The following is a 25,143-nucleotide window of genomic DNA, read 5'->3' on the forward strand; positions in this document are numbered from 1 at the left end:
CCGCCGGGCCAGCAGGAACCCGCATGACCGATCGCTACATTCCCAAGCGCGTCTTCTCCCCCGCCCGCGAGGAGGCGGAGACCGCATCCAAGCAGGTGTCGACGCCGCAGACGTCGGATCCGGCGTATCGGCTGGCGTTCCAGGACCCCGATTTCCTGCTGCGCGAGGACCTGCGTTCGGTGCGCTTCCAGCTGGAGCTGCTGAAGCCCGAACTGCTGCTGACCGAGGCGGGGATCGGGTCGACCTTCGTGTTCTACGGGTCGGCGCGCATTCCGGAACCGTCGAAGGCGGCCGCACTGGTCGAGGCGGCGGGCGACGGGCCGCGCGCGAAGGTGGCCGCGCGGCTGGCCGAGAAATCGAAATATTATGACGAGGCACGCAAGCTGGCCGCGCTGGCCAGCGGGACCGCGCCGTCGCAGGACGGCAAGCGCCAGTTCGTGGTGTGTTCGGGCGGCGGGCCCTCGATCATGGAGGCCGCTAACCGCGGTGCGGACGATGTCGGCGCCGAGTCGATCGGGCTGAACATCGTACTGCCGTTCGAGCAGGCGCCGAACCCGTATGTGACCCCGAAACTGTCGTTCCAGTTCCACTATTTCGCGCTGCGCAAGATGCATTTCCTGCTGCGCGCGCGGGCGGTGGCGGTGTTCCCGGGCGGGTTCGGCACGTTCGACGAGACGTTCGAATTGCTGACGCTGATCCAGACCGGCAAGGTGACGCCGATGCCGATCCTGTTCTACGGCCGCGATTTCTGGACGCGGGTGATCGATTTCGACGCGCTGGTCGAGGAAGGCGTGATCGGCGCGCAGGACCTGGAACTGTTCCGCTTCGTCGAGACGGCCGAAGAGGGCTGGGCCGCGGTGCAGGATTACTGGGCCTCACGGGGCTGAGTCGACGCCCCCTGCCCTGATGGGTGGGGTGTTCCGGAATCTTTTTTCGAGTGCCGTTTCCCCCTCCTGTGCAGGAGGGGGATTTCCGGTCGTGCGCGGCCTGGAGTCCCGTTCCGGGGCGTTCCGGGTGGTTGACCTCGCATGGGAATTGAGGGAACATAAAGGGAACAAACGAGTCGTGTTCCCATGTCCGATATCAACCGAACCACAAGACTGGATGCATTGCGCGAGAGCGTGCGTGCGATCGAACGCGGGGGTGCCGAGCGGCGGCCGGTGCTGCCGTTCGGCGTGGCCGGGATCGACGATCGGCTGGCCGAGGGCGGGATCGCGGGGGCCGCGCTGCACGAGGCGGCGGGCGCGGATGCGGGCATGGGCGCGGATGCGGCGGCGACCTTGTTCCTGGCCGGGATCGCCGGGCGACTGACGGGGCAGGTGCTGTGGGTGGTCAGCCGGCGGGACCTGTTCGCGCCGGGCCTGCAACAGGCGGGGCTGCCGCCCGACCGGGTGATCTATGCCGAGACGGGGCAGGACGCCGACACGCTGGCGGTGATGGAGGAGGGGCTGCGCCACGGGTCGCTGGCCGCGGTGATCGGCGAGGCGAGCCGCGCCGGGCTGACCGCGACGCGGCGGTTGCAGCTGGCGGCGGAGGCGGGCGGCACGACCGCGCTCTTGTTGCGCCGGTGGAAACGGTCCGGGGCCGATCCGATGGAAGAACCGTCGGCGGCGGTGACCCGCTGGAAACTGGCGCCCGCGCCGTCCGCACCGTTGCCGGTGGCGGGCATCGGTCGGGCACGCTGGCAACTCTCGCTCGTCCGCCAGCGTGGCGGCGATATCTTCGACTGGACCGTGGAGGCCAATGATGCAGCGGGTCGTCTCGCTCTACCTGCCGGAATTCGCGATCGAGCGGGTGCGGCGGATCGACCAGCGGATCGGGCTGGAAACCGGGCCGGCGGGCGCTCAAGTGGGCGTGCGGCCGCCTGAACCCGCCGCGACGCTCCCGCCGGCCGAGGCGCGCGGCGAAGGCTGGCGCCCCGGCGCGCGCTGGGCCCGCAACAGCGGCGACCGGGTGCGCGAGAAACAGGCGGTGGTCGATGCGATCGCCACGCTGCCCGCGCACCAGCGCCCCCCGATGCGCGAACTCGGCCGCCGCAGCGAACCCGCACCCATCCCGTTCCGCGCCATGCCGCGCGACGAGGCGGGCGGCCTGCGCCAGGGTTGGGTGCCGCCGATGGTCGGGCGTGATGGCGGATTTGCGGCGGCGGATGGCGCGGCGGAGCTTCCCGGAGCGTGGGCCCAGACGGCAGCGAGGGCGAACATCGTGCCGTCGCCGACGTCCCATGAGTGGCGGGCGGCATCGCGTTCCGCGTCCGTGGGGACTGCGTCCGGCGGTGTGACGATAGATGCTTTGGCTTGCGATCAGGACGGCGCCGGCTTGTCGGCACGGGCGGGCACGGTTGTCATGGCAACCGATCGTCATCCCGGACTTGATCCGGGATCCAGAGTCACAAGCGCTGTTCCTTGCGTCCCTGGATCCCGGATCAAGTCCGGGATGACGCGGGGGGAGGGTGGTCCTTCCGTTCGCCCATCATCGCAGCGGACGTCTGAATCCGGTGTCACCCTGCCGGGGGCCGCAAGCAACGTCGTGGCTATAAAGTCCCGCGTTCGTGAGCAGGACGGCAACGAGGTTGGGATTGCACGCGGGAGTGATGGGGGGAAGGCAGGAGTCTCAAAGCTGGGTGGTGATGCAGGCGCGGTACGGGCGCCTGGGGATGATCGGAGAGCGGTAGGGTCCGCAGAACGCCAGCGTGCCGGGGGAACCACCGCAAACCGGAAGGGCGGCAAGCCCGTTGTGGCGAGGCCCGGCTATGATCGCGAGGGGGCGTTCTGGCAGACCGGGCGCGAGCTGGGGGGTGTGGTGAAGCGGGCGACGCGGGTGGAACCGTCCGTAGCGCGGGATGTGGGGGCGGCCGATGGTTCTGCGCCGGTGCCGCTTGTCCTGACCGTGCGGGATGGGGCGCGCGTGGTGGTGGGGCATGCGTGTCCGGCGGCGCGGGCGCTGGGGATCCGGGTGGGGATGGCGATGACGATGGCGCGGGCGATGGTGCCGGGGCTGGACGTGCGCGATGCCGATCCGGCGGGCGTGGCGGCGGACCTCGACCGGCTGGCGCTGTTCGCGCTCAAGCGTTGGACGCCGGGCGTGGCGGTGTCGGATGCGGACGGGTTGTGGATCGACCTGTCGGGCGTCGCGCATCTGCATGGCGGCGAGGCGCGGTTCTGTCGGCGGGTGCTGCGGTTCTGCGCGCGGCTGGGCTTTAGCGCGCGGATCGCGGTGGCGGGGACGGCGGGGGCCGCGCATGCGCTGGCGCGGTTCGGGCGGGTCGCCGCGCCGATGCTGGAAGGCGGGGCGGAGGCGGAGGCGCTGGCTCCGTTGCCGGTCGACGCGCTGCGGATCGAGGTCGCGGCGTGCGATCGGCTGCGGCGGCTGGGCGTGGAGACGGTGGGCGACCTGATCGCGATGCCGCGCGCGCCGCTCAACCGGCGGTTCGGGGGCACGGTGCTGCGCCGGCTGGACCAGGCGCTGGGCCGCGTGTCGGAGCCGATCGTGCCGGTGGTGGCGCAGGCGTTGCCGTCCGCGCGGTTGCGGCTGGTTGAGCCGATCGCGACGGCGGACGCGATCGCACAGGTGATCGGTGATCTGCTGGCGCTGCTGGTGGTGGAACTGGCCGCGCGCGGGCTGGGCGCGCGCCGGCTGGAGCTGCGGTGCGAGCGGGTCGACGGGCAGGCGTTGATCGTGCGGGCCGGCACCGCACGGCCGAACCGCGACGCGGCGCATCTGGCGCGGCTGCTGATCCCCAAGATCGAGACGATCGACCCCGGTTTCGGCATCGACGCGATGGCGATCCGCGCGGTGGCGAGCGAACCGCTGGGCGCGACGGCGATTGCGACGATCGGGGAGGATGCTGCGTCGGACCTGACGATCCTGGTCGATCTGGTGACCGGGCGGGTCGGGACGCATCGGCTGTTCCGGATGGGTGCGGTGGAAAGCGACGTGCCGGAACGCGCGCATGCCCGGGCCGCGCCATTGTCCCCGCCCGCCGCCTGGCCCGCTGCGTGGCCGCGCCCCGTGCGGTTGCTCGATCCGCCGCAGCGGCTGGACCATGTGACCGCGCTGCTGCCAGACCATGCGCCGCGCCGGTTCAGTTGCCGCGGCCATGTCCACGACGTGGCGCACGGCGATGGCCCGGAACGGATCTACGGCGAATGGTGGCGGCGCGCGGGCGAGGCGGACGCGGTGCGCGACTATTTCCAGGTCGAGGACGCCAGCGGCGCCCGCTACTGGATCTTCCGTCGCGGCGACGGCGTGGACGGCCGGACCGGCGACATGAGCTGGCATCTGCACGGCGTGTTCGCGTGAGTGGGCAGAGCCTGCTGATGCCCCGTCTTTCGACGGCGAGGAAGCACGACCATGTGCGGCCGCGAAGCGTAACGGATGCTCGGGACGGCCTTTATCATCGGATTATCCGATGAATGCCCGGTCATCCGCCATTCCGGACTTGATCCAGCAGCCAAAGTTTCACGCACCGCACTTGTGTTCCTGGATCCCGGATCAAGTCCGGGGTGACGTGGGGGGTGGGGCTACGGATGCGTGCCGGCTTCGGGCGGGGCGGGGTGGATTTTTCGGGGTGTCGCGGTTCGGTTTGTGTCCGACGGCGGGTTCCATGGTGCGACGGTGCCACGTCCGATGACCGGGGCCGGGTATCATGAGTTGCAGGTGACGACGCATTTCAGTTTTTTGCGGGGGGCGTCGTCGTGCGAGGAATTGTTCGCGCAGGCGCGGATGATCGGGTTGCCGGGGCTGGGGATCGTCGATCGCAATTCGGTGGCGGGGATCGTGCGCGCGATGGTGGCGGCGCGCGATACGGGCATGCGGATGGTGGCGGGGTGCCGGCTGGATCTGGTCGGCGGCACGTCGCTGCTGGTGTGGCCGGAGGATCGCGAGGGGTGGTCGCGGCTGACGCGGCTGCTGTCGCTGGGCAAGGCGCGTGCCGAACCGCGCAAGGGCGAGAAGGGGCAGTGTTTCCTGCACTGGGAGGATGTCGAGACGCATGCCGCGGGGTTGGTTGCGGCGCTGCTGCCTGACGGTGGTGCGGGTTATGCTGCACAGATTGCTGCGGGTAATGCTGCGGTTTACGGAGCCGTCCGGACTGCCGCCGACGATAACGCGCGGCTGCGCGGCGACGTGCGGATGATGGCCGATGTGTTCGGTGATCGCGCGCATCTGGTCCTGTCGCAGACGCGGCGGCCGGGCGATGCGTTGCGGCTGCACACGCTCGATACGTTGGCGCGCGAGCATGGCCTGACGTCGCTGGCGACGGGCGACGTGCTGTACCATGCGCCCGAAAACCGGATATTGCAGGATGTGGTGACGGCGATCCGCCACGGCCGCACGATCGACGAACTGGGGTTCCTGCGTGAACGCCATGCCGACCGTCATCTGAAGAGCCCGGACGAGATGGCCCGGCGGTTCGGCGATTATCCGGACGCGATCGCCGCCAGCGGTGCGATCGCCGAACGCTGCACCTTTTCGCCGACTGACCTGACCTATCAATATCCGGACGAGATCGTGATGCGCGGGCGCGACCCGCAGGCCGCGTTGCAGAGCCTGGTCGACAGCGCGCTGGACCGGCTGTTTCCGGAGGGGGTGCCGGAGGCGTACCGGGCGCTGGCCGATCACGAGCTGAAACTGGTCGGGAAGCTGAAATATGCGCCCTATTTCCTGACGGTCAATTCGATCGTCGCGTTCGCGCGGAGCCAGGACATCCTGTGCCAGGGGCGGGGATCGGCCGCCAATTCGGTCATCTGCTATGCGTTGGGGATCACGTCGATCGACCCGGTGAAGCATGAACTGCTGTTCGAGCGGTTCATTTCGGGCGAGCGGGCGGAGCCGCCGGACATCGACGTCGATTTCGAACATGAACGGCGCGAGGAAGTGATCCAGTGGATCTACGAGACCTATGGCCACCGGCACGCGGCGCTGACCGCGGTGGTGAGCCGGTTTCGCGCGCGGGGGGCCGTGCGCGAGGTGGGCAAGGCGCTGGGGCTGCCGGAGGATCTGACCGCGGCGCTGGCCGGGCAGGTGTGGGGGTGGTCCGCGGAGGGCGTGGGGGAGCGGCATGTTGAGGCGCTCAACCTGGATGCGGGCAATCCGCGGATCGCGTTGACGCTGGAACTGGCGCGGCGGCTGATCGGGACGCCGCGGCATCTGTCGCAGCATCCCGGTGGGTTCGTGCTGACCCGCGACCGGCTGGACGATCTGGTGCCGATCGAGCCGGCGGCGATGGTCGATCGGCGGGTGATCGAGTGGGAGAAGGAGGATATCGAGACGCTGGGGTTCATGAAGGTCGACATCCTGGGGCTGGGGATGCTCGGCTGCATGCGGCGCGCGTTCGACCTGCTGGCCGAGCATCGCGGCAAGCGCATGACGCTGGCGTCGCCGGAGATGCAGGAGGATTGCGAGAAGACGTTCGCGATGATCGCGCGCGCGGACACGCTGGGCACGTTCCAGATCGAGAGCCGCGCGCAGATGAGCATGTTGCCGCGGCTGAAGCCGAAGGTGTTCTACGACATCGTCATCCAGGTCGCGATCGTGCGGCCGGGGCCGATCCAGGGGGACATGGTGCACCCCTATCTGCGCCGGCGGGAGGGGAAGGAGCAGCCGGAGTATCCGAAGCCCGAGCTGAAAGCCGTGCTGGAACGGACGTTCGGCGTGCCGCTGTTCCAGGAACAGGCGATGAAGGTGGCGATCGTGGGGGCGGGCTTTTCCCCGACGGAGGCGGACGGGCTGCGGCGCGGGATGGCGACGTTCAAGTCCACGGGAGGTGTGGGGCGGTATCAGGACAAGATGATCGAGGGGATGGTGGCGAACGGGTATGAGCGCGACTTTGCCGAGCGGACGTTCAGGCAGATCGAGGGGTTTGGGAGTTACGGCTTTCCCGAGAGTCACGCGGCGTCGTTTGCGAAGATCGCTTACGCGTCGTCGTGGATGAAGTGCCATCATCCCGATGTGTTCTGCTGTGCGCTGTTGAATGCGCAGCCGATGGGGTTTTATGCACCGGCGCAGATCGTGCGGGACGCGCGCGATCATGGGGTGCGGGTGCTGCCGCCGTGTGTGAATGCGAGCCGGTGGGATACGGTTATGGTTGGGGGTGAGCGGGCTCCCTCTCCCCTTCGGGAAGAGGGGTTTGGCTTGGGGCGGGCGCGTTCGGACGCTGCAGCCGGTGATGCCTTTCCTACTCTACGTCACGACGGGGAACGGCCTTCTGCTCCCTCCCCCCAACGGGGGGAGGGTCGGGGTGGGGGGCTTGGCTGGGGGGAACAGATGCGTCAGGCCACTCCCCCCTCTCCCAACCCTCTCCCCCAGGGGAGAGGGCTTTTGGCCCGCTTTGGGGAACGGTCGTTTCCAGCCTAAGCCCCCCACCCAACCCTCCCCCCGGTGGGGGGAGGGCTTTTGGGTTGCTCGGGGGAAAAGGCGTTCCAAGCTACCGGCCGTCCCTCCGGTTGTATGTCGCCCCTCCGACTGGGGCTGCGTCTCGTTGCCGGCCTGTCGAACCAGCATGCGGCGGCGATCGTGGCGGCGCGGGGGGAGGTGCCGTTCGGGTCGATCGAGGATGTGTGGAAGCGGTCAGGCGTACCGGTGGCGGCGCTGGAGAAACTGGCGGCGGCGGATGCGTTTGCGGGGCTGGGGCATGACCGGCGGCAGGCGTTGTGGCGGGTGCGCGGGCTGGGCGAGGCGCCGCTGCCGCTGTTCGCGCATGCCGACGCGCGCGAGGAGGGGCGCGAGCCGACCGTCGTGCTGCGCGCGATGAGCGAGGGGCGCGAGGTGGTGGAGGATTACCGCACGCTGCAACTGTCGCTGCGCGCGCATCCGCTGAGTTTCCTGCGTGAATCGTTCGCGCGGCGGGGGTTGCGGACCTGTGCCGAGCTTGACCGGGTGCGCGACGGGACGCCGGTGGAGGTGGCGGGCATCATCCTGATCCGCCAGAAACCGGGCAGCGCCAAGGGCGTGCTGTTCCTGACGATCGAGGACGAGACCGGGATCGCCAACGGCATCTTGTGGCCACACAAGTTTGAGGCACAGCGCCGCACCGTCCTGTCCGCTGCGATGATCGGCATCCGCGGGCGCGTGCAGCGCGAGGGCACGGTCATCCACGTCATCGCCGACCGGATCATGGACTATACCGACGAACTGCGCTCGGTGGGCGAGATGGCGTTCCCGCACAAGCCGGGGCCGGGCGACGGCGCGACGCATCCGGGCGCGCCGGACCGCGGCGATGCCGGCTGGGCGCCGAAGGGGCGGCGCGATTATCACCGGCCGTTCCGTGATGGGGCGGATCCGGAGGAGGTGATCCGGGTGCAGACCCGGGATTTCCGGTAGGGGGGTGCGGGTCCCTTGCGGGGGTGCCGCCTTCTGGTTTGCGTGATGCCCATGCCCATGCCCATGCCCATGCCCATGCCCATGCCTGTGGCGTGACGGGTGTGCCGACGCCCGAGCATGGCCCTTTGCTTTGTTGTCTCCGTCCACGCTGCTCCGTTCGTGCTGAGTAGAGACCGAGTAGCGCCCCTTGGCGCGTATCGAGGGCGCGTATCGAAGCATGGGTTCGCGGGTGGGACTGATCCTTCGATACGGGTCTTCGACTGCGCTCAGCCCCTACTCAGGACGAACGGGGGGCTCGGAAGGAATGGTGCTTTTGCCGTTTGGTCTCGCGGGGCCGGCCGCGAAGTTCTCGACAGGCTCGAACCAAACGGAGGGGGCGTAGGTTTGCGTGGCTTGTCGAAGCGCGAAGTTCTCGACAAGCTCGAACCGAACAGGCGGTGTGGCGGTGTGGCGGTGTGCGCTAAGGTCCCACTTTACCCGCAAATCGCCCGCCAACATCGCTTCCGCTGCGCTTCGTGAGCGCGTAAGTGGCGGGAATGCGTGCTCCGTCTACCCGTGCGATGATTGCTGAACTTGGCGTACCGTTGGCGTGGGCGCGGGGACAGGTGGCCTGGCGGGGGTTGGCGCGGGCCTATCCGGGGGATGGGCGGCCGGTGCTGGTGCTGCCGGGTTTTCTGGCGGACGACAGCACGACGGTGACGCTGCGCCGGACGCTGGGGGCGGCGGGCTATGTTCCGCATGGCTGGGGGCTGGGGCGCAATCGCGGGATCAGCCAGGCGCTGCTCGACCGGATGCTCAAGCGGCTGGCGGCGGTGACGCGGGAGCGGCCGGCGGCGATCGTCGGGTGGAGCCTGGGCGGGCTGTATGCGCGCGAGATCGCCAAGCGGGTGCCCGACCTGGTCGAGCGGGTGGTGACTTTGGGGTCGCCGTTTTCTGGTGACATTCGGGCGAACCATGCCTGGCGCATGTACGAGCGGGTGACCGGGCACGCAGTGGACCAGTTGCCGATCGCGGCGGTGCTGGCGGAGAAGCCGCCGGTGCCGACCTTTGCCTTGTGGTCGGCGCGGGACGGGATCGTGGCGCCGGCGGCGTCGCGTGGGCTGGCGGGGGAGGCCGATGCGGCGATCGCGGTGGATTGCCGACATATCGGGTTCACGTCGGATCCGGCGGCCCTGCGGGCGGTGCTGGAGGTTTTGCGGCGGGGGGTTTGAGTTTCGGGGACTTTTCTGCGGCGTCGGTTTTGTGGTGCTGTTGGCTTCTCGGCTTCGCTCGAAGGGTCCCTCGACTTCGCTCGGGATGGGCGGTTTGTTTTATTAGGTAGCACCTAATTCCCCGTTTGGTTCGAGCTTGTCGAGAACGTTGCGCAGCGTTCTCGACAGGCTCGAACCGAACCGGTTTTTGAGTGAGGGCCGGTCTCGCCGCATCACGCCAGAAACGGCGCGATCACCTCCGTGGGCACGCGCAGCGGGCGGCCCGTCGTGCGGTCGAGGATGGCCCAGGTGGTGCGGGCGCGGACGTGGAGGCGGCCGTCGGGGCCGGTGAATTCCATCAGGCGGTCGAACTTCGCGCCGCGCGGGGCGTCGGCGACCCAGGTGGCAGCGGTGACGGTTTCACCGGCCTTCAGCGCGCGGAGATAGTCGATTTCGTGGCGGACGATCAGCCAGACATAGGCGTCGTGATGGCCGGGTGCCGCCACCGCATGCCAGTGCGCGGTTGCGACGTCCTGGATCCAGCGGACCCAGACCGCATTGTTGACGTGACCAAGCTCGTCGATGTCGTCGGCCGCGGCGGTGATCGCCTGCGTGAAGCGCGTCGGCATCGTCATTTCCCCGCGCCGAGGCCCGCGATGCGCGGGCGGTCCGCGGCCGGGATCAGCGATTCGAGCACCGCCCAGAAGCCGGCGACCGCGCCCGGCCCGGCATCGCTGTAGGCGCGGCTCAGCCGGGCGCGGAGCAGCGCGAACAGCTCGGCCTCCAGCGCGGCGCCGGCGGGGGTGAGGTGGAGCAGCCGCTGCCGCCGGTCGCTGGTGCCGGTGCGCGTTTCGACGAAGCCGCCGGTGGTGAGGTCGGTCAGCACGCGGCCGAGCGACTGTTTCGTGATGCCGAGCAGGCGGAGCAGCGCGCTGACGCTCAGCCCCGGCTGGCGCGCGGTGAAGTAGAGCACGCGCTGGTGCGCGCGGCCGAGCCCGCGGGGGCCGAGCAGATCGTCCATGCCGCGATACAGCTGCGCCTGGGCGAAATGGACGAGTTCGAGGCCGCGCCGGATCTCGGCTTCGCGCAGGAACAGCGGGGAGGCGGGGGCGGCTGGCATGTTGATTCCATCTGGCAGGCAGCCTAACCGGACGCAACCGGCAAGCCTGTTCGTCGGTACCAACCGACTGGCCGCCCCGAGGAGCCGTGATGACCGAGCCGACTTTCCGCATCGAACCGCATGCCACCCCGGTCGATGCCGGGACCCGCGCGGGGATGCTGGTCGATCCGGGGTTCGGGCGGGTGTTCACCGACCATATGGTGGTGATCAACTACAAGGAAGGCATGGGCTGGCACGATGCGCGGGTGCAGGCGCGCGCGCCGATCCAGATGGATCCGGCGTCGTCGGTGCTGCATTATGCGCAGGAGATTTTCGAGGGGATGAAAGCGTACCGCACGGAGGACGGCGGGGCCGCGCTGTTCCGCGCCGACGCCAATGCCGCGCGGTTCGCGCGGTCGGCCGAGCGGATGGCGATGCCGCCGCTGCCCGAGCCGCTGTTCCTGGAATCGGTGCGTCAGCTCGTCGCGGCGGACCGCGACTGGATTCCGGGGCAGGAAGGCGGCGCGCTGTACCTGCGCCCGTTCATGTTCGCGAGCGAGGTGTTCCTGGGCGTGAAGCCGTCGTCGGAATATCTTTACATGGTGATCGGCTCCGCGGTCGGCGCGTATTTCAAGTCGGGCACGCCGACCGTGTCGTTGTGGGTGTCGGCGGATTATACCCGCGCGGCGCCCGGCGGGACGGGGTCGGCCAAGTGCGGCGGCAACTATGCGGCCAGCCTGCTCGCGCAGTCGGAGGCGATCCGCCACGGGTGCGATCAGGTGGTGTTCCTGGATGCGGTGGAGCGCCGCTGGGTCGAGGAGCTGGGCGGCATGAATCTGTTCTTCGTGTTCGACGACGGATCGATGATCACGCCGCCGCTGGGGGGTACGATCCTGCCCGGCATCACGCGCGATTCCATCCTGACGCTGGCGCGCGACATGGGGATCACGGTGCGCGAGGAACGCTATGCGATCGACCAGTGGCGCGCGGATGCGACCAGCGGGCGGCTGCGTGAGGCGTTCGCATGCGGCACCGCGGCGGTGGTGACGCCGATCGGCACGGTGCGCGGGGCGGACGGCGACTTCCGCGTCGGCGACGGTGCGACGCCGGGCGAGCTGACGCTGAAGCTGCGCACCGCACTGGTCGATATCCAGCGCGGGCTGGCCCCCGACAAGCATGGCTGGGTCGAAAAACTGTTCTGAGGCGGGCTGCCTCTTCCCTCCCCGCCGCGCGCGAGTATAAGGCGCGGCACGTTGGGGCGTCGCCAAGTGGTAAGGCAGCGGCTTTTGATGCCGCCATGCGCAGGTTCGAACCCTGCCGCCCCAGCCAAATCATTGGAAATCCGGCCAGTGATGGCTGCAAGTTGTTGAGAGCGCCGGCTGACCATGGTGGCTGCCGTGTTCGGTGGCATCGGACGCATCGTCTGTTCGATAGTGCTACCGTAGACGTGCGGTTGTCGCTGCGGAGCACGAACCGGACGGCGGCCTTCGTTGATGTTCGATGCTGATTTCGTCGGGACGAGTGGCTGGCAGTTGATTCCTGCGGCACGGCGCTGTAGCGACGGGGGACAAAATAGCGGGACAGCGGATCCGCCAGGCATACGAGTGCGCAGCACCACGGGGCCGTAGAATGGGAAGGGATCCTATGTCTGCGGCTTATACACTATCCTCCTGTATCGAATGGCAGTTTGCCGACGCCGGCGAGCTCGATGCGCGTCTGCGCGCGGCCAAGGCGGCCGGTTTCGAACTGGCTGAATTTCATCTCTGGCGCGACAAGCCGATCGATGCGTTGGCCACCGCGCTTGCCGAAACGGGCATGCGACTGACCAGCCTGTGCGTCGACCCGCGCCGTTCGATCGTCGATCCGGCGCAGCGCGAGGAGATGGTCACCGCGGTGCGCGACACGATCGCTGCGACCGCGGTTCTCGGCAAGCCGAGCCTGATCGTCGCCTCCGGCTTTCGCGTTGATGGCATGAGCGAGGACGAGCATTTCGCCAACGCCGTCACCGCCCTGCGCGCGGCCGCCGACGCGGCCGAGGCGGCGGGCGTCATGCTGCTCCTCGAACCGCTCAATACCCAGCTGTTCGCGACCATGTATCTGGTCAGCACCACGCTCGGCCTCGATCTGGTCGAGGCGGTGGGCAGCCCGAACCTGCGGCTGCTCTACGATGTGTGGCACAGCGCCGTGATGGGCGAGGACATGGCCGAGGTGCTGGCGGGTCGCATCCACCTGGTCGCCCATGTCCAGGTCGCCGACATGCCCGACCGCAACGAGCCCGGCACCGGCAGCCTCGATTGGGGCAAGGTCACGCGCAGCCTGCGTGAGCTCGGCTATTCGGGCGCCATCGGCCTGGAGTATTTTCCGACGATGCCGATGGACGAGTCGTTCGCCCAGTCGCAGCGGATGCTCGCCGACTGACACGGGGCTGCCGACCAGCCCTCAACCGCCGTCGATGACAGCGTCCCCCAACGAACGGATTGCGTGATGAATAGCGATCGAATTGCGATCAGCCTCGACCTGATCAACCGCCACAATCAGGAACCGAACCGCAACAGGTTCGAGAGCAAATATTTCTGGGAAGAGCTCTACCCCTTGCTCCGGGCGAGCGGATTTCGTTCGATCGAGATCCCCTATGAGCCCGTCTGGCAGTTTGGCGGGCGCAGCGGCGTGCCGATGAACCGCTACTCGATCCAGACCAAGTATGAGTCGGCTGCCGGCTACCGCGCGGCGCTTGCGGAGCGGGGCATCGACACGGTGACGGGCGTGACGTTCGATCCCAACCTGTTCATGCGCAACGCCAATCTCGACTTCTTCTTCGGCGCGTCGGGGCATTTCGCCGGCGAGGCGCTGTCGCACGCCGCCGATCTGGGCGCCGACTATTTCGCGATCAGCCCGTCGCCCTATTACGGGCGCGCGGCGCACTATCACCCCGATCTGGAGGCGAAGCGCGCGAGCTTTACCGAGCGGGCGACCGAACTGCTGCGCGGCCTTGCGGACAAGGCGGCGGCGGCGGGTGTCACCCTCGTGCTGCGCAACGAATATTGGAGCCTCTTCCGCGGCGAGCAGATCCTGCCGCTGATCGATGCGCTGCCCGACGGTGTAAAGCTGGACGTCGACACGGCGAGCCTGACGATCGCCGGGATCGATCCGGCCGCATTCATTTCGGCGCAACAGGGCCGGATCGGTTGCGTACACCTGACCGACACCGATTTCGTCGATGAGGGCGAAACCTGGAAGAGCCCGAACCCGGAATTTCCCGCGCACCGCGCGACGCAGGTGTTCCGCGATCCGGGCAACGGTTCGGTCGACCTGCCCGCGATCGTCGGGTTGCTCGATCGCCTGGGTTATCAGGGGCCGATCATCTGCAGCGCGCGCCAGACGCGCGATCCCTTCCGGGCCTTGCTGCGCACCCGCGCCTTCCTCAACCAATTGCCGAACTGATCCGGACGGAGCCCCCGATGCCCAACATCCGCTACGCCAACATGTCCCACTGGAAGACGATCCCGTATCGCGCGATCGATAACTTCCGCGACTTCTATTATGAGGACAAGACGAACACCGCCTATTATTCCGACTGGGATACGATCCTGAAATATCAGTCGGCGCTCGGCTTCGACGGGATCGAGATCGCGCCCTGGGATTTGGCCGATATCCTGCCGCTGTTCGGATCGCCCGAGAATTTCTCCGCATTCGCGAAGGATCGCGGGGTCGAGGTGATCGGCATGTTCCACGGGGCGCACGCCTCGCACGCCGCCGACCATTATGACGAAGCGATCCGTTCGGGTCGCGAGGCGGTGGACACGATCGTCAAGTTCGGCGGCAGTTACATGAACACCTGTCCGACGCAGAACTATTGCGGCGCGGGCCCGCTCAGCCGTGAAGAGGTGCAGCAATGCGCCAAGGTCATGAACGAGATCGGCCAATACGCTACCGATCACGGGGTGAAGATCGGGCTGCACAACGAATTCTTCTGCGCGATCAACCTGCCCAATCACCGCGAGCTGATCGAGTCCACAGATCCGCGGTACGTGCACTATTGCCTCGACACCGCGCAGATCGCGATCCTGGGCGAGGACATCCTGACGTTCTACGAGGACTATCACGACCGGATCAGCACGTTCCACCTGAAGGACACGGCCTCGGCGAACCAGCCCGACAGCGTCCGTTATTCGCGCGACCCAGAGATTACGGACGATGGCACGCGCTGGTTCTGGGAACCGGGGCTTGGCGAACTCGACCTGCAGGGCCTGTATCGCCTGCTGAAGAAGCATGAGTTCAAGGGCTGGATGTCGATCGAATATGACGGTTCGCCGGACATGCTCGCCTCGATGGCGCTGACGCGCTACCATCTGGATAAGGAACTTCGTCCGATCTACGATTGATCGGGCTGGTTTGAATGCAGTCCGGGCCTTCAGGAAGGTCCGGATTCTTTGAGACAGCGGCAATAGACCTCAGCCGAACGGAGGACCACGGCACGCGCATCCCGCGGGATATGCTGCCCTTCAAACGCTCCATGGAGTTGATCGAACGCATAGCCTCCGATGCGGGTCGCGATCGTTTCCACGGTGCGACGGGAGAGCGGCAGGAGGTTCGGGTAGCTCCACATGAACGACACGCGATCCGCCCCGGGCGTGACTTGCAGGATGTCGCTGGCCAGCAGAATGCCGTCGTCCTGCGCCAGATGCAGGACGCTGCCGCCGGGGAAGTGACCACCGAGGCGGACGATTTCGATATCGGGCGCCAGGCGGTGGTTGCCGCCGGTCCAGTATGCGATCCGTGGGCTATCGCGCGAAACCCACTGGCGATCGTCCGCATGAAGATGGATGGTGGCATCGAACGCGTCGGCCCAATCCTGCATGGTCGTGTAGTAGTGCGGATGCGAGAGCGCGATCGTGCGGATGCCGCCCAGTGCCTGGATCAGGGTCCGTGTCGCAGGATCGAGACAGGCGACGCAGTCCCACAGGATATTGCCGTGCGGCGATAACAGCAGGAACGCGCGCTGCCCGATCGCGAACCGCGGCACGGTATGGAAGCTGAGCAGCCCCGGCGCATGCTGTCGCCAGCGGTTGCCGTGCGTGGAGTGGAGCGCGATGGGCGTCGTCCAGCATTGCCCCGTGGGCGGCACGAACTGGCGTTCGTCGCAACACACCGCACATCGCGGCGGCGGGCCGTCAGGCGTATCGAACGACGTGCCGCAGGTGGAACACAGATGGATCATCGCAGGAAGATCCTGTCAGGCAGTCGGGAGAGGAGCAGCGCGACGATCGCCAGCGCCGTCGCCGCGACCAGCACCGCGATCACGAACGCCGTGGGGATCAGCTCCGGCCGTCCGGCGATGATCGAAAAGTAGAGCGTTCCGATCAATGCAGTGCCGACAGCGCCCCCGATCTGCTGCACCGTCTTGTGCATCGCGCCGGCAACACCGGCATGCCCGCGATCGACCCGCGCGAGCGTTATCGGACCGAGCGGCCCGGCGAGCGTTCCCATCCCGATCCCCGCCACGAACAGGAGCGCCCCGATCACCGGGGCCGGCAGGTCGAACCGGACCGCGAGTGCGGTTGCGACGCAGCCGACCGCCATCGCGACCGCCCCCAGCAGGGGCACGCGCAGGCCGTAGCGCGGCAGCGCCTTGCGGCCGATCTGGCTGATCCCCGCCATCACGCCGAGACCGAACGGGACGTGCAGCAGCGCGACGTCGAGCGGCGCATAGCCGAGGCCGCGTTGCAGCGTGATGCTGAAGGCGAGCAGAAACCCCGTCGATGCCACGGTGAAGCATCCCGTGGCGGCGAGGCCGATGCGGAAACAGGGATCCCGGAACAGGGCGGGTTCGATCAGCGCCGAGCCGAGGCGCGCGCGACGCCGCACCTCATACCGCCAGAATGCCCAGCAGGTGCAGGCGCTGACCGCCAGCACCGCGAAGCCCCAAAGTGGCCAACCGGACTCGCGGCCCTCGATCAGCGGATAGAGCAAGGCACCCACGGCGACGAACAACAGCAATGATCCGGGCACGTCGATGCGGAGCGGATGCGCCGACCGACCGCGCGGGAGGAGCGCGATCCCGGCAACCAGTGCGAGCAGCCCGACCGGAAGGTTGATGAGAAACACGCTGCGCCAACCGAGCCCAAAGGGGTTCAACGCGATGAGCAGGCCGCCCAACACCGGCCCCCCGATGGCGGCAAGCCCGCCGATGATCCCGAACGCCGCGAGGCGCCCGATCCGTTCGGTGGGATCATAGAGCAGCTGGACCAGCGCGACGCCCTGCGGTGCCATGATCGCCGCGGCCAGACCCTGGGCCAGCCGCGCGAGGACCAGGGATTGCTGGTCGGCCGCGAGCCCGCAGGCGAGCGAGGCGGCGGTGAATCCGATCACGCCGATCAGGAACATGCGGCGATACCCGAACAGATCGCCCAGCCGCCCGCCGACGACGAGCAGCACGGCAAAGGTCAGGAAATAGCCCGAGACGACCCATTGCATGGCCGCATCGCTGGCACCCAGCCCCCGCTGCATCGCAGGCAACGCGGTGTTGACGATGGTCGAGTCGACTACGTCCATCACGAACGCGACGAGGATGGTGGCGAACGCCAGCGAACGCTGACGCGCGGTCAGTTCGGCAGATACCGGCGTTCGTTCCACGTCGTCGATCCTCGCTTGACAGGCCGGCGTGTCATGACGATACCCCGTATCAGAATGCAAGTTCTAATACAGCCGGATCACCGGCGTATGCATCTGGGAGAGCAAGCGGATGGTCACGGATCCGAACAGCGCCGAAGCGCGTCAGCCGGGCGTCGGGCAGGGCATCACCGTCATCACCGCAGGCTTCCTGCCCATATTGGCGATCGTGTCGCTGTTTCCGGCGGTGCCGTCGATCATCGATCATTTTTCCGGCAATCCGTCCGCTGCCTGGCAGGTGCCGGCGATGGTGTCCGCGCCGGGCCTGACGATCGCGGTGATCGCGCTGTTCGCCGGGATGCTGGTCGACCGGTTCGGACGGCGCAAACTGATGCTGGGATCGTTGCTGCTCTACGGTCTGTTCGGCGCGGCGCCGTTCTTTCTGGACGATCTGAACGCGATCTATGCGTCGCGCCTGCTGCTGGGTGTCGCCGAGGCGGCGATCCTGACCACGCTGAACACGCTGATCGGCGATTATTGGGAGGATGCGGGCCGGCGCAAATGGCTGACGCTGCAGGGGCTGGCCGGGCCGTTCCTGGCCAGCGGCGTCATTCTGGCGTCGGGCTATCTGACCGGGCTGCGCTGGAACGGGATATTCCTGATCTACCTCATCGCGTTTCCGATCTTCTTTGCCGCCGCGCGCTACCTGTACGAACCGGCAAGCGATGCGACCGCGCGCAAGATGCTCGGCATCGGCCAGGGGCCGGCGCGGACGCCGTTTCCGATGGCGTCGGTGGTGATGATCGGGATCGTCACGTTGTTTTCCTCGGCGCTGTATTACGTGTTCATCATCAACGGCGGCATGGCGTTCCGCGAAGTCGGGATCATGTCGTCCCAGGAGCTTGGCAAGCTGACCTTCATCCCGAGCCTGTTCGTCATGGTCGGGTCGTTGATCTTCTGGGCGACGGGGCGGCTAGGGCCGGTGACGCAGCTGGGCATCTTTCTGGCGATGATCGGCGGCGGGCTGGCCTGGATCGGGCTGGCCAGCGACTGGCGCTGGATGATCGCGGGGCTGGTGATCCAGCAGACCGGCGCCGGCATGGCCGTACCGACGTTGATCGCGTGGGCGCAGACCAAGCTGCCGTTCGAACATCGCGGCCGCGGCATGGGCCTGTGGACCGCGTGCTTTTTCTTCGGACAGTTTTCCAGCCCGTTCCTGGTTTCGCTGTTCCGCGCCCAGACCGGCGCGATGCAGTCCGCGTTCCTGATCATGGGCGCGACCGGGGTTGCCGGTGCGATTGCCGCCTTCGTTTTCGCGGCGTCCCGGCGTGGCGGCGGTATCCCCGCCGCAGCGCGGGCCGCCTGATCCCTGCACCGTTCACGAGGATATCGACATGGCGATCAAGCGGGGCGTCAGCCTCTACAGCTATCAGCACGAGACGTTCACGGGCAAGATGACGCTCGAGGACTGCATCCGCACGAGCGTGGCGTTCGGTGCCAGGGGCATCGAGGTCATCGGCGAGCAGACCTTCTGGGGCTGGCCCGAAGTGGGCGTGGCCGACGAGAAGGTGGCCGAGTGGCACAGCCTGATCGCGAAATATGACGCGGTGCCGGTCAGCCACGACTTCATGCTCGACTATAAACGCTACAAGGGTCGCGAGATGCCGTTCGACGAGCAGGTCGCGAGCGTGAAGAAGGACATCGATTTCGGGGCGCGGCTGGGCATGAGCTACGTCCGGGCGCTGGTGTCGATCGCGCCGGAAGTGCTGGTCGCCGCGGCGCCCCATGCCGAGGAAAAGGGCATCAAGATCCTGATCGAGGTGCATGCGCCGCTGCATTTCGACCATCCGTGGATCATCCGGCATGCCGAGGCCTTCGAGAAGGCGGGCAGCGACGCGCTGGGCTTCCTGCCGGACATGGGCATGTTCCTGTTCAAGTTTCCGCCGGTGTGGAAGGCGCGCTTCATCCGCAACGGCGTGCCGCAGCACATCGCCGACTATATCGTGAAGGCGTATGAGGACCGCGTCCTCAGCGAATATGTGATCCTGAACGTGCGCGAGATGGGCGGCACCGGGCCGGCGCTGGGCATGGCGGAAACGCTGCGCCACAACGCGGCCTACGAGCCCAAGCGGATGCTCGACTACATGCACCGCATCCACCACATACACGGCAAATTCTATCAGATGGACGAGAATCTGGTCGAACCCTGCATCCCGTATGACGAGATCGTCCGGGTGCTGAAGCAGGGGAATTACGACGGCTATATCTGTTCGGAATATGAGGGGAATCGCTGGATCGAGGATGCGCAGGAGGTCGATTCGGTCGAGCAGGTCCGCCGCCAGCAGGCGATGCTGACGCAACTGATCGACGGCCCGAACCCCACCGCGATGGCGGCCTGAAAGGACTGATCCGATGTTCGACAACAAGATGATCGTGGAAGACAGCCTGAAGGCGACCGCCGACGGGTTCAGCATCGAGGCCCGGCTGCCTTATTATCGCGGGCTGGGCCTGTCGATGATCGAGGATGTGGGCGTGAGCGTCGATGGGGAGCCCGTGCCGCGCGAGGCGGTGACGCTGTCGCTGCGCGGCCGCACCTGGACGCTGGACGAGATGGAAACCGAATATGGCGACCGCTGGAACTTCGGCGAGAAGGCCGTCGTGGGCGTGAAGGTCCCCGGCGGGCTTGCCCCGGGGGAGCATCGCATCGGCCTGTCCGAGCGGATGCGCGTCTCGTATCTGCCGTTCGTGCCGACGGCGAAGGACGAGAAGGTGCTGACGCTGGCCGAATGAGCGACCGATCCGGCTTCGGCCGGCGGACGTGGAGATCTTCGACCGTAGCATCATGGTCCGCCCGCTGTCCGACCCGGAGAGCGCCGGACTGACAGCGGGCGGAGCGTGAAGCGTCAGCCCGCCCGGCGGATATCCGGGTAGCGGGCGATGACCGCCATCTGCGCGACGAGGCAGGTCAGGATCGGCGCATAATAGAGCCAGCGCATGCCGGCGACCACGCCGGCCCCCACTGTGCCCGGGGCATAACCGACGGCGGCCAGCCCGTAGGCGACCAGCGCACCGCCGATCGCCATGCCGATCTTGGTCGACAGGCTGATCCCCGACGACAGCAGGCCTTCGTTGCGGGTACCGGTCAGCGTTTCGTGATGATCGATCGCCTCGGCCGCCATCGCGAAGATCGCGGTCATCGTGATGCTGAGCAGGACCGAACCGGCGAGGTAGAGCGTGAGGAACAGCGGAACCGATCCCTCCGCCAGCGGCAGCAGTGCAAAGAGCGGCAGGGCGGCACCCAGCGCGATCAGGTTGCCGCGCCGCATCCCCCACCGCCGGAAATAAGCCGGGGCCAGCATCGATCCGATCAGCAACGTGCCCGACACCGCGGGTAGCAGGATCGAAATCATCCAGGGCTGCCCGAGGACGTGGATCGCGAAGAACGGCGTGATCGCGAGCAGCGCCCCGAACCGGACGAAGTTGAGCAATGCGAAAAGGAACACGGTGTACCACGCCCGGTTCGCGACCATCGCCCGAACCTGTGGCCAGAACCGCTGGCGCGATGGCGGATCGGCGGCGTGAACCTGTTCGGGACAGCGCAGCAGGTTGAGCGTCGTCAGCGTGGTGGCGAGGCCGAATAGGACGGCGACGAGCAGGAACCCGCGCCGCTGGTCCCCCCCGCCGAACAGGCTGACGAGCGGCATGGTGGCGGCCGTGGCGACGATGACGGAGATTGCGGTGCCGGCCGCGCGCAGGCTGCCCAGCGACAGCCGTTCGTCGTGCCGGTTGGTCATCATCGGCAGCAGCGCGCCGTAGGGGATGTTCACCACGGAGAAGAGCAGCCCGAGGACGCCGAACGTCACCACCGCCCAGACGAGGCGGATCGCCTCACCCCCCGGCGGGGACCAGAAGGTCGCGACGCAAAGCAGGCCGAACGGGATGGCGCCCAGGCGGAACCAGGGGCGGGCGCGGCCCGTGGCGCTGCGCGTGCGATCAACCATCATGCCGATCAGCGGATCGACCGCGGCATCGGCCAGCCGAGACACCAACAGCAATGTGCCGACCGCGGCCGCCGGGAGCAGCGCGACATCGGTGTAGAAGAAGAGCAGGAACGCGCCGACCATGTTCCAGGACAGGCCGAACCCGAAATCCCCGAGACCGTAGGCAAGCTTCGCCGACGCGCGCAGCGGCGGCGAAGCGACAGGGGCGTGCCCCACCGCCTGCATACCGGTCAGAGACCGAGCGCGACGCGGGCGGTCGCGCGCGTTTTGGAACCCAGCCCGATCGCACCGGCGGTGCGGCCAGAGAGATGCGGATGGTCCGCGGCGAGCGGCCCTTCGAGACGGGCGGTACGGTTCATGGTCTCGGCTCCGGTCGGCGCATCGCACGGGGCGGCACCTGGCGGGATGTGCCCGCTAGCATTCGGGCTCATATCGCCCCTTCCTTCAGCATCGACACGGCGTTCGCGCAGGCGCGTGCGGTGAGCGCCATGTAGGTGAGCGACGGATTCTGGCAGGCCGAGGACGACATCTGCGCCCCGTCCGTGACAAACAGGTTGGGCACGTCGTGCGCGCGGCTGAACCGGTCGAGCACGCTGGTTGCCGGATCATGACCCATGCGTGCGCCGCCCATTTCGTGGATCGCGGAGCCGCCGGGGCTCGGCTGGTCCAGCCCCATGATGACATGGCCGCCGGCCGCGGTCAGCATTGCGGCGGCTTCCGCCTTCGCATCGGCCAGGGCGGCATGTTCCTGCGCGCCATGTTCGAACGCGATGCGCAGCGCGGGCAGGCCGGCCGCGTCCTTGACGACGGGATCGAGCGTGATGCGGTTGCTGGCGCGCGGCATGCTGTCGGCGAAGGCGACGAGCACCATGCGCCACGGGCCGGGATCGTGCAGCGATGCCTTGTAGTCGGCACCGACCCCAGGATCGCGCTTGCCGCGCGTCCAGGCCGCGCGGAACGCACCGCCCTGGTAGGAATAGCCGCGGGTGTGGCCCTTGCCGTCCAGCGTTTCCAGGTTGCGGAACCGCGGGATCACCACCCCGGTCGGGCGGTTGCCGAAATAGCTGTGCCCCTCGAACCCCGGCATGATGGCGATGCCGGCAACGGTCTGCGCATGATCCATGATGTGGGTGCCCAGCACGCCGCTGCTGTTGGCCATGCCGTTCGGCATCGCCTCGGTTGCCGAGCGCAGCAGGACGCCGACGCTGTTGAACGCGCCCGCGTTCAGGAACACCATGCGAGCGGTGGCGCGTGTGCGGGTGCCATTGGCGGTGTTCAGGAACCGGACCCCGGTGGCGCGGCCCGTGGCGGGATCCTGTTCGATCGCCTCCACCACGGCATCGGTGACCAGCGTCAGGTTGCCGGTCTTGCGCGCCGCCGGCAATGTCGTGCTCTGCGTCGAGAAATAGGCGCCGTAGGAACAGCCGCGCGCGCAGATCGAGCGATACTGGCAGGCGGCGCGCCCCTGTTCGGGCTTGGCCTCCGTCAGGTTGGCGTTGCGGCCGATCGTCAGCCGCCGGCCCGGCCACTGATCGCCGATGACGGCGCGGGCGTGTTGCTCGACCGCGTTGAGCGCCATCGGGGGCAGGAAGCGGCCGTCGGGCAGTTGCGGCAGCCCTTCGGCCATGCCGGCCACGCCGATATACTCCTCCACCTGGTCGTACCAGGGCGCGATTTCCGCATAGCGGATCGGCCAGTCGGTGCCGTGGCCATCGCGCTTGTTGGCGCCGAAGTCATAGTCCGACCAGCGATAGCATTGCCGGCCCCAGGACAGCGACCGCCCGCCCACATTGTAGCTGCGCCACCAGTTGAATTCGGTGCTGCCTTCCGTCGTGTACGGATTTTCCCGATCGTTGCAGAAGCGGTCCTGGGTGAATTCGGTGAAGTGGCGGTTCTTGCGCTGGACAGCATAGTCGGTTTCGTACAGCGCGGCATCGCCCAGTCCGCGAAATTCAAGGTCCCAAGGCGCGAGTGTCTCGGTCGTGTAGCCGGCGCCATGTTCGACCATCGGACCGCGTTCGACCATCAGCACCTTCAGTCCGGCCTCGGTCAGTTCCTTGGCGGCGTAACCGCCGGTGATGCCCGATCCCACGATGATGACGTCGAATGTCGCGTTCTGTGCCATCAGCTGAACTCCACCGCGGTCCAGTCGCTCGACCAGGCCGGCGTACCGGGTTTGTAGGGAATGTCGGCGTCCAGCCGGCCGGGCACCAGTTCGTAGCGCAGTTCGCGCGACGCCCCGTCCTGCGACGTGTAGTAGCCCGTTAGGATCAGCGACTTGAGCTTGCGCCAGGGCGATTCCCACGCGTCGGGGCCGGCCTCCGCATAGGCCGCGGCATCCATGGCGGCGACGACGGCCAGGCGCTGCGCCGGCGGCGCTTTCAGGAAATCGCGGTGCGCGCCGGCATCCAGTCGTCGTTCGAGCCAGGCGAGATAATCGAACGATCCGTCACGCCGGACATTGCGACGCTCCGTGACCGGCAGCGCCGATCCGGCCGCGGGGGCGCGCGTTCCGTCGAGCCCATGTTCCAGCGCGAGCAGGACGAAGAGGTCCGCGCCGACGTCGGCGGCACCGGGCGTGGCGGTCGCGGGAATGACGATCTGCGCGGTTTCGCGCAGCATCGCGCGCTGCCGGTCGCTGACCGTTTCGGTGGCTTCACTCATCCGCACGGCAGCGACCGGTATTCCGACCACCGCGGCGAACAGTGCCGCGCTGCCCAGCATGTCGCGCCGGGTCCAGCCCGTATCGGCCATGACGCTCTCCATCCTCTCGCACGTCGCTTTGTCGCGACTGTATTAGAACTAGTATTCTGATATAGAGATCATCCGGCTCCGGCAAGCGCAAAGCATGACGCGGACGTCAGCCGTCGATCCCCATGATCCGGGCATTCAGCGCACGGTCCGCGCCGCCCTTTGCGAAGTCGTCAAAGGCATGATCGGTGGCGCGGATGATGTGGCGGTCGATGAATGGCGCGCCCTCGGCGGCGCCGTCCGCGGGATGCTTCAACGCGCATTCCCATTCGAGGACGGCCCAGCCCGCGAAGTCGTGCTGCGCCAGTTTCGAGAAGATGGCGCCGAAATCCACCTGACCGTCGCCGAGCGACCGGAAGCGGCCGGGGCGGTCGACCCAGTCCTGATAGCCACCATAGACGCCGGAGCGGCCGTCGGGCCGGAACTCCGCGTCCTTCACGTGGAAACAGCGGATCCGGTCGTGATAGCGATCGATGAAGGCGAGATAGTCGAGCTGTTGCAGGACGAAATGGCTCGGGTCGTAGAGGATGGTCGCGCGGGCATGGCCGCCGACCGCGTCCAGGAACCGTTCGAACGTCGCGCCGTCGTGCAGATCCTCACCGGGATGCAGTTCGTAGGCGAGATCGACCCCCGCGGCGTCGAACGCGTTCAGGATCGGGGTCCAGCGCCGCGCCAGTTCGGCGAAGGCATCGGCGATCAGGCCGGCCGGGCGCTGCGGCCAGGGATAGACATAGGGCCAGGCGAGCGCCCCGGAAAAGGTCGCATGCGCCGACAATCCGAGTCGCGCGCTGGCGCGGGCGGCGAGCAGCAGCTGCTCCACCGCCCAGGCCTGCCGCGCGGTGGGGTTGCCGCGGACCTCCGGCGCGGCGAAGGCGTCGAACTGCGCATCATAGGCCGGGTGGACGGCGACGAGCTGGCCCTGCAGATGCGTCGACAATTCGGTGATCGCCAGCCCGCGTTCGGCCAGCATGCCGGTGAGGTCGTCGCAATAATCCTGGCTGTCGGCCGCCGTCGCCAGATCGAACAGCCGGGCGTCCCAGCTGGGGATCTGCACCCCGCGATAGCCGAGCCCGGCCGCCCAGTCGGCGATGGTCGCCAGCGAATGATAGGGGGGGGCATCGCCGGCGAACTGGGCGAGGAAGATCCCCGGCCCCTTGAGGGTGCGCATCGT

At 67.7% G+C, this 25,143-nt stretch carries 20 protein-coding genes, 1 tRNA gene and 1 pseudogene; 13 read left to right on the plus strand and 9 right to left on the minus strand.

Annotation, left to right across the window (positions count from 1 at the left end; all coding sequences use genetic code 11):
* Positions 1 to 23: 23 nt before the first annotated feature.
* The 5 genes and pseudogenes from ACFSGX_RS03170 (at position 24) to ACFSGX_RS03190 (ending at position 9,533) form a co-directional block, all read left to right on the plus strand.
* Complete coding sequence (locus ACFSGX_RS03170; RefSeq protein WP_380927415.1) at positions 24 to 887, plus strand: LOG family protein; 864 nt, start codon at positions 24 to 26, stop codon at positions 885 to 887.
* Between the two features lie 186 nt (positions 888 to 1,073).
* Positions 1,074 to 1,868: an ImuA family protein gene (locus ACFSGX_RS03175; protein ID WP_380927416.1), complete on the plus strand. Its 795-nt coding sequence runs from the start codon at positions 1,074 to 1,076 to the stop codon at positions 1,866 to 1,868.
* Positions 1,869 to 2,736: 868 nt separating this feature from the next.
* The gene (locus ACFSGX_RS03180; protein WP_380927418.1) at positions 2,737 to 4,302 is read left to right on the plus strand and encodes a Y-family DNA polymerase; all 1,566 of its coding nucleotides are present in this window, start codon (positions 2,737 to 2,739) and stop codon (positions 4,300 to 4,302) included.
* Between the two features lie 327 nt (positions 4,303 to 4,629).
* Positions 4,630 to 8,322, plus strand: a pseudogene (locus ACFSGX_RS03185) (error-prone DNA polymerase).
* Positions 8,323 to 8,882: 560 nt separating this feature from the next.
* Positions 8,883 to 9,533, plus strand: coding sequence for an esterase/lipase family protein (locus ACFSGX_RS03190; protein WP_380927419.1), 651 nt, complete (start codon positions 8,883 to 8,885; stop codon positions 9,531 to 9,533).
* A gap of 212 nt (positions 9,534 to 9,745) precedes the next feature.
* Here the strand turns inward: ACFSGX_RS03190 and ACFSGX_RS03195 are convergent, their stop codons facing one another.
* Both ACFSGX_RS03195 and ACFSGX_RS03200 read right to left on the minus strand, forming a co-directional pair.
* Positions 9,746 to 10,147: an acyl-CoA thioesterase gene (locus ACFSGX_RS03195; RefSeq protein WP_380927421.1), complete on the minus strand. Its 402-nt coding sequence runs from the start codon at positions 10,145 to 10,147 to the stop codon at positions 9,746 to 9,748.
* The gene (locus ACFSGX_RS03200) at positions 10,144 to 10,632 is read right to left on the minus strand and encodes a MarR family winged helix-turn-helix transcriptional regulator (protein ID WP_157174980.1); all 489 of its coding nucleotides are present in this window, start codon (positions 10,630 to 10,632) and stop codon (positions 10,144 to 10,146) included. The genes ACFSGX_RS03195 and ACFSGX_RS03200 overlap by 4 nt, the downstream gene beginning before the upstream one ends.
* Before the next feature lie 89 nt (positions 10,633 to 10,721).
* Between ACFSGX_RS03200 and ACFSGX_RS03205 the strand changes: the two genes are divergently transcribed.
* The 5 genes from ACFSGX_RS03205 (at position 10,722) to ACFSGX_RS03225 (ending at position 14,993) form a co-directional block, all read left to right on the plus strand.
* Positions 10,722 to 11,813 carry a branched-chain amino acid aminotransferase gene (locus ACFSGX_RS03205; protein WP_380927423.1) on the plus strand — a complete coding sequence of 364 codons (1,092 nt, stop codon included), beginning with the start codon at positions 10,722 to 10,724 and terminating at the stop codon, positions 11,811 to 11,813.
* 52 nt (positions 11,814 to 11,865) lie between these two features.
* Positions 11,866 to 11,940, plus strand: a tRNA-Gln gene (locus ACFSGX_RS03210).
* A 315-nt stretch (positions 11,941 to 12,255) separates the two neighbouring features.
* Positions 12,256 to 13,029 (plus strand): TIM barrel protein, encoded by a 774-nt coding sequence (locus tag ACFSGX_RS03215; RefSeq protein ID WP_380927424.1) that lies wholly within the window; start codon positions 12,256 to 12,258, stop codon positions 13,027 to 13,029.
* 66 nt (positions 13,030 to 13,095) lie between these two features.
* Positions 13,096 to 14,052, plus strand: coding sequence for a sugar phosphate isomerase/epimerase family protein (locus tag ACFSGX_RS03220; RefSeq protein ID WP_380927426.1), 957 nt, complete (start codon positions 13,096 to 13,098; stop codon positions 14,050 to 14,052).
* Between the two features lie 17 nt (positions 14,053 to 14,069).
* Entirely contained in the window at positions 14,070 to 14,993 is a 924-nt protein-coding gene (locus ACFSGX_RS03225; protein WP_157174984.1) for a sugar phosphate isomerase/epimerase family protein, read from the plus strand.
* 29 nt (positions 14,994 to 15,022) lie between these two features.
* Here ACFSGX_RS03225 and ACFSGX_RS03230 read toward each other — a convergent pair whose 3' ends face one another.
* Both ACFSGX_RS03230 and ACFSGX_RS03235 read right to left on the minus strand, forming a co-directional pair.
* Entirely contained in the window at positions 15,023 to 15,829 is an 807-nt protein-coding gene (locus tag ACFSGX_RS03230) for an MBL fold metallo-hydrolase (protein WP_380927428.1), read from the minus strand.
* Positions 15,826 to 17,244 (minus strand): MFS transporter, encoded by a 1,419-nt coding sequence (locus ACFSGX_RS03235; protein ID WP_380927430.1) that lies wholly within the window; start codon positions 17,242 to 17,244, stop codon positions 15,826 to 15,828. The genes ACFSGX_RS03230 and ACFSGX_RS03235 overlap by 4 nt, the downstream gene beginning before the upstream one ends.
* 109 nt (positions 17,245 to 17,353) lie before the next feature.
* On the opposite strand from ACFSGX_RS03235, the gene ACFSGX_RS03240 reads away from it, so the two are divergent.
* Genes ACFSGX_RS03240 through ACFSGX_RS03250 form a run of 3 tightly spaced genes read left to right on the plus strand, consistent with a single transcriptional unit; the run spans position 17,354 to position 20,010 of the window.
* Entirely contained in the window at positions 17,354 to 18,586 is a 1,233-nt protein-coding gene (locus tag ACFSGX_RS03240; protein WP_380927432.1) for an MFS transporter, read from the plus strand.
* 22 nt (positions 18,587 to 18,608) lie between these two features.
* Complete coding sequence (locus ACFSGX_RS03245; RefSeq protein ID WP_380928215.1) at positions 18,609 to 19,619, plus strand: sugar phosphate isomerase/epimerase family protein; 1,011 nt, start codon at positions 18,609 to 18,611, stop codon at positions 19,617 to 19,619.
* A gap of 13 nt (positions 19,620 to 19,632) precedes the next feature.
* Positions 19,633 to 20,010, plus strand: a complete 378-nt coding sequence (locus ACFSGX_RS03250) for a C-glycoside deglycosidase beta subunit domain-containing protein (protein WP_157174987.1) — start codon at positions 19,633 to 19,635, stop codon at positions 20,008 to 20,010.
* Positions 20,011 to 20,123: 113 nt separating this feature from the next.
* On the opposite strand, the gene ACFSGX_RS03255 is transcribed toward ACFSGX_RS03250, so the two are convergent.
* The 5 genes from ACFSGX_RS03255 to ACFSGX_RS03275 all read right to left on the minus strand — a co-directional run bounded on the left by ACFSGX_RS03255 (position 20,124) and on the right by ACFSGX_RS03275 (position 25,140).
* On the minus strand, positions 20,124 to 21,446 hold the full coding sequence (locus ACFSGX_RS03255; protein WP_380927434.1) for an MFS transporter: 1,323 nt from the start codon (positions 21,444 to 21,446) through the stop codon (positions 20,124 to 20,126).
* Between the two features lie 5 nt (positions 21,447 to 21,451).
* The gene (locus tag ACFSGX_RS03260; RefSeq protein ID WP_380927436.1) at positions 21,452 to 21,580 is read right to left on the minus strand and encodes a hypothetical protein; all 129 of its coding nucleotides are present in this window, start codon (positions 21,578 to 21,580) and stop codon (positions 21,452 to 21,454) included.
* 68 nt (positions 21,581 to 21,648) lie between these two features.
* Entirely contained in the window at positions 21,649 to 23,346 is a 1,698-nt protein-coding gene (locus tag ACFSGX_RS03265; protein ID WP_380927438.1) for a GMC oxidoreductase, read from the minus strand.
* The gene (locus ACFSGX_RS03270) at positions 23,346 to 23,975 is read right to left on the minus strand and encodes a gluconate 2-dehydrogenase subunit 3 family protein (protein WP_380927440.1); all 630 of its coding nucleotides are present in this window, start codon (positions 23,973 to 23,975) and stop codon (positions 23,346 to 23,348) included. Before ACFSGX_RS03270 ends, ACFSGX_RS03265 begins: the two co-directional genes overlap by 1 nt.
* A gap of 106 nt (positions 23,976 to 24,081) precedes the next feature.
* Positions 24,082 to 25,140 carry a sugar phosphate isomerase/epimerase family protein gene (locus ACFSGX_RS03275; RefSeq protein ID WP_380927441.1) on the minus strand — a complete coding sequence of 353 codons (1,059 nt, stop codon included), beginning with the start codon at positions 25,138 to 25,140 and terminating at the stop codon, positions 24,082 to 24,084.
* Between the last annotated feature and the right edge of the window lie 3 nt (positions 25,141 to 25,143).

The organism is Sphingomonas arantia (genome assembly GCF_042682045.1).
Lineage (GTDB): Bacteria > Pseudomonadota > Alphaproteobacteria > Sphingomonadales > Sphingomonadaceae > Sphingomonas_R > Sphingomonas_R arantia.

What these genes read in the sequence shown, in the direction of transcription:
- ACFSGX_RS03170 (WP_380927415.1), top strand. Translation starts at nt 24, where the DNA reads ATGACCGATCGCTACATTCCCAAGCGCGTCTTCTCCCCCGCCCGCGAG.
- ACFSGX_RS03175 (WP_380927416.1), top strand. Translation starts at nt 1,074, where the DNA reads ATGTCCGATATCAACCGAACCACAAGACTGGATGCATTGCGCGAGAGC.
- ACFSGX_RS03190 (WP_380927419.1), top strand. Translation starts at nt 8,883, where the DNA reads ATGATTGCTGAACTTGGCGTACCGTTGGCGTGGGCGCGGGGACAGGTG.
- ACFSGX_RS03195 (WP_380927421.1), bottom strand. Translation starts at nt 10,147, where the DNA reads ATGACGATGCCGACGCGCTTCACGCAGGCGATCACCGCCGCGGCCGAC.
- ACFSGX_RS03200 (WP_157174980.1), bottom strand. Translation starts at nt 10,632, where the DNA reads ATGCCAGCCGCCCCCGCCTCCCCGCTGTTCCTGCGCGAAGCCGAGATC.
- ACFSGX_RS03205 (WP_380927423.1), top strand. Translation starts at nt 10,722, where the DNA reads ATGACCGAGCCGACTTTCCGCATCGAACCGCATGCCACCCCGGTCGAT.
- ACFSGX_RS03215 (WP_380927424.1), top strand. Translation starts at nt 12,256, where the DNA reads ATGTCTGCGGCTTATACACTATCCTCCTGTATCGAATGGCAGTTTGCC.
- ACFSGX_RS03220 (WP_380927426.1), top strand. Translation starts at nt 13,096, where the DNA reads ATGAATAGCGATCGAATTGCGATCAGCCTCGACCTGATCAACCGCCAC.
- ACFSGX_RS03225 (WP_157174984.1), top strand. Translation starts at nt 14,070, where the DNA reads ATGCCCAACATCCGCTACGCCAACATGTCCCACTGGAAGACGATCCCG.
- ACFSGX_RS03230 (WP_380927428.1), bottom strand. Translation starts at nt 15,829, where the DNA reads ATGATCCATCTGTGTTCCACCTGCGGCACGTCGTTCGATACGCCTGAC.
- ACFSGX_RS03240 (WP_380927432.1), top strand. Translation starts at nt 17,354, where the DNA reads ATGGTCACGGATCCGAACAGCGCCGAAGCGCGTCAGCCGGGCGTCGGG.
- ACFSGX_RS03250 (WP_157174987.1), top strand. Translation starts at nt 19,633, where the DNA reads ATGTTCGACAACAAGATGATCGTGGAAGACAGCCTGAAGGCGACCGCC.
- ACFSGX_RS03255 (WP_380927434.1), bottom strand. Translation starts at nt 21,446, where the DNA reads ATGCAGGCGGTGGGGCACGCCCCTGTCGCTTCGCCGCCGCTGCGCGCG.
- ACFSGX_RS03260 (WP_380927436.1), bottom strand. Translation starts at nt 21,580, where the DNA reads ATGAACCGTACCGCCCGTCTCGAAGGGCCGCTCGCCGCGGACCATCCG.
- ACFSGX_RS03265 (WP_380927438.1), bottom strand. Translation starts at nt 23,346, where the DNA reads ATGGCACAGAACGCGACATTCGACGTCATCATCGTGGGATCGGGCATC.
- ACFSGX_RS03270 (WP_380927440.1), bottom strand. Translation starts at nt 23,975, where the DNA reads ATGGCCGATACGGGCTGGACCCGGCGCGACATGCTGGGCAGCGCGGCA.
- ACFSGX_RS03275 (WP_380927441.1), bottom strand. Translation starts at nt 25,140, where the DNA reads ATGCGCACCCTCAAGGGGCCGGGGATCTTCCTCGCCCAGTTCGCCGGC.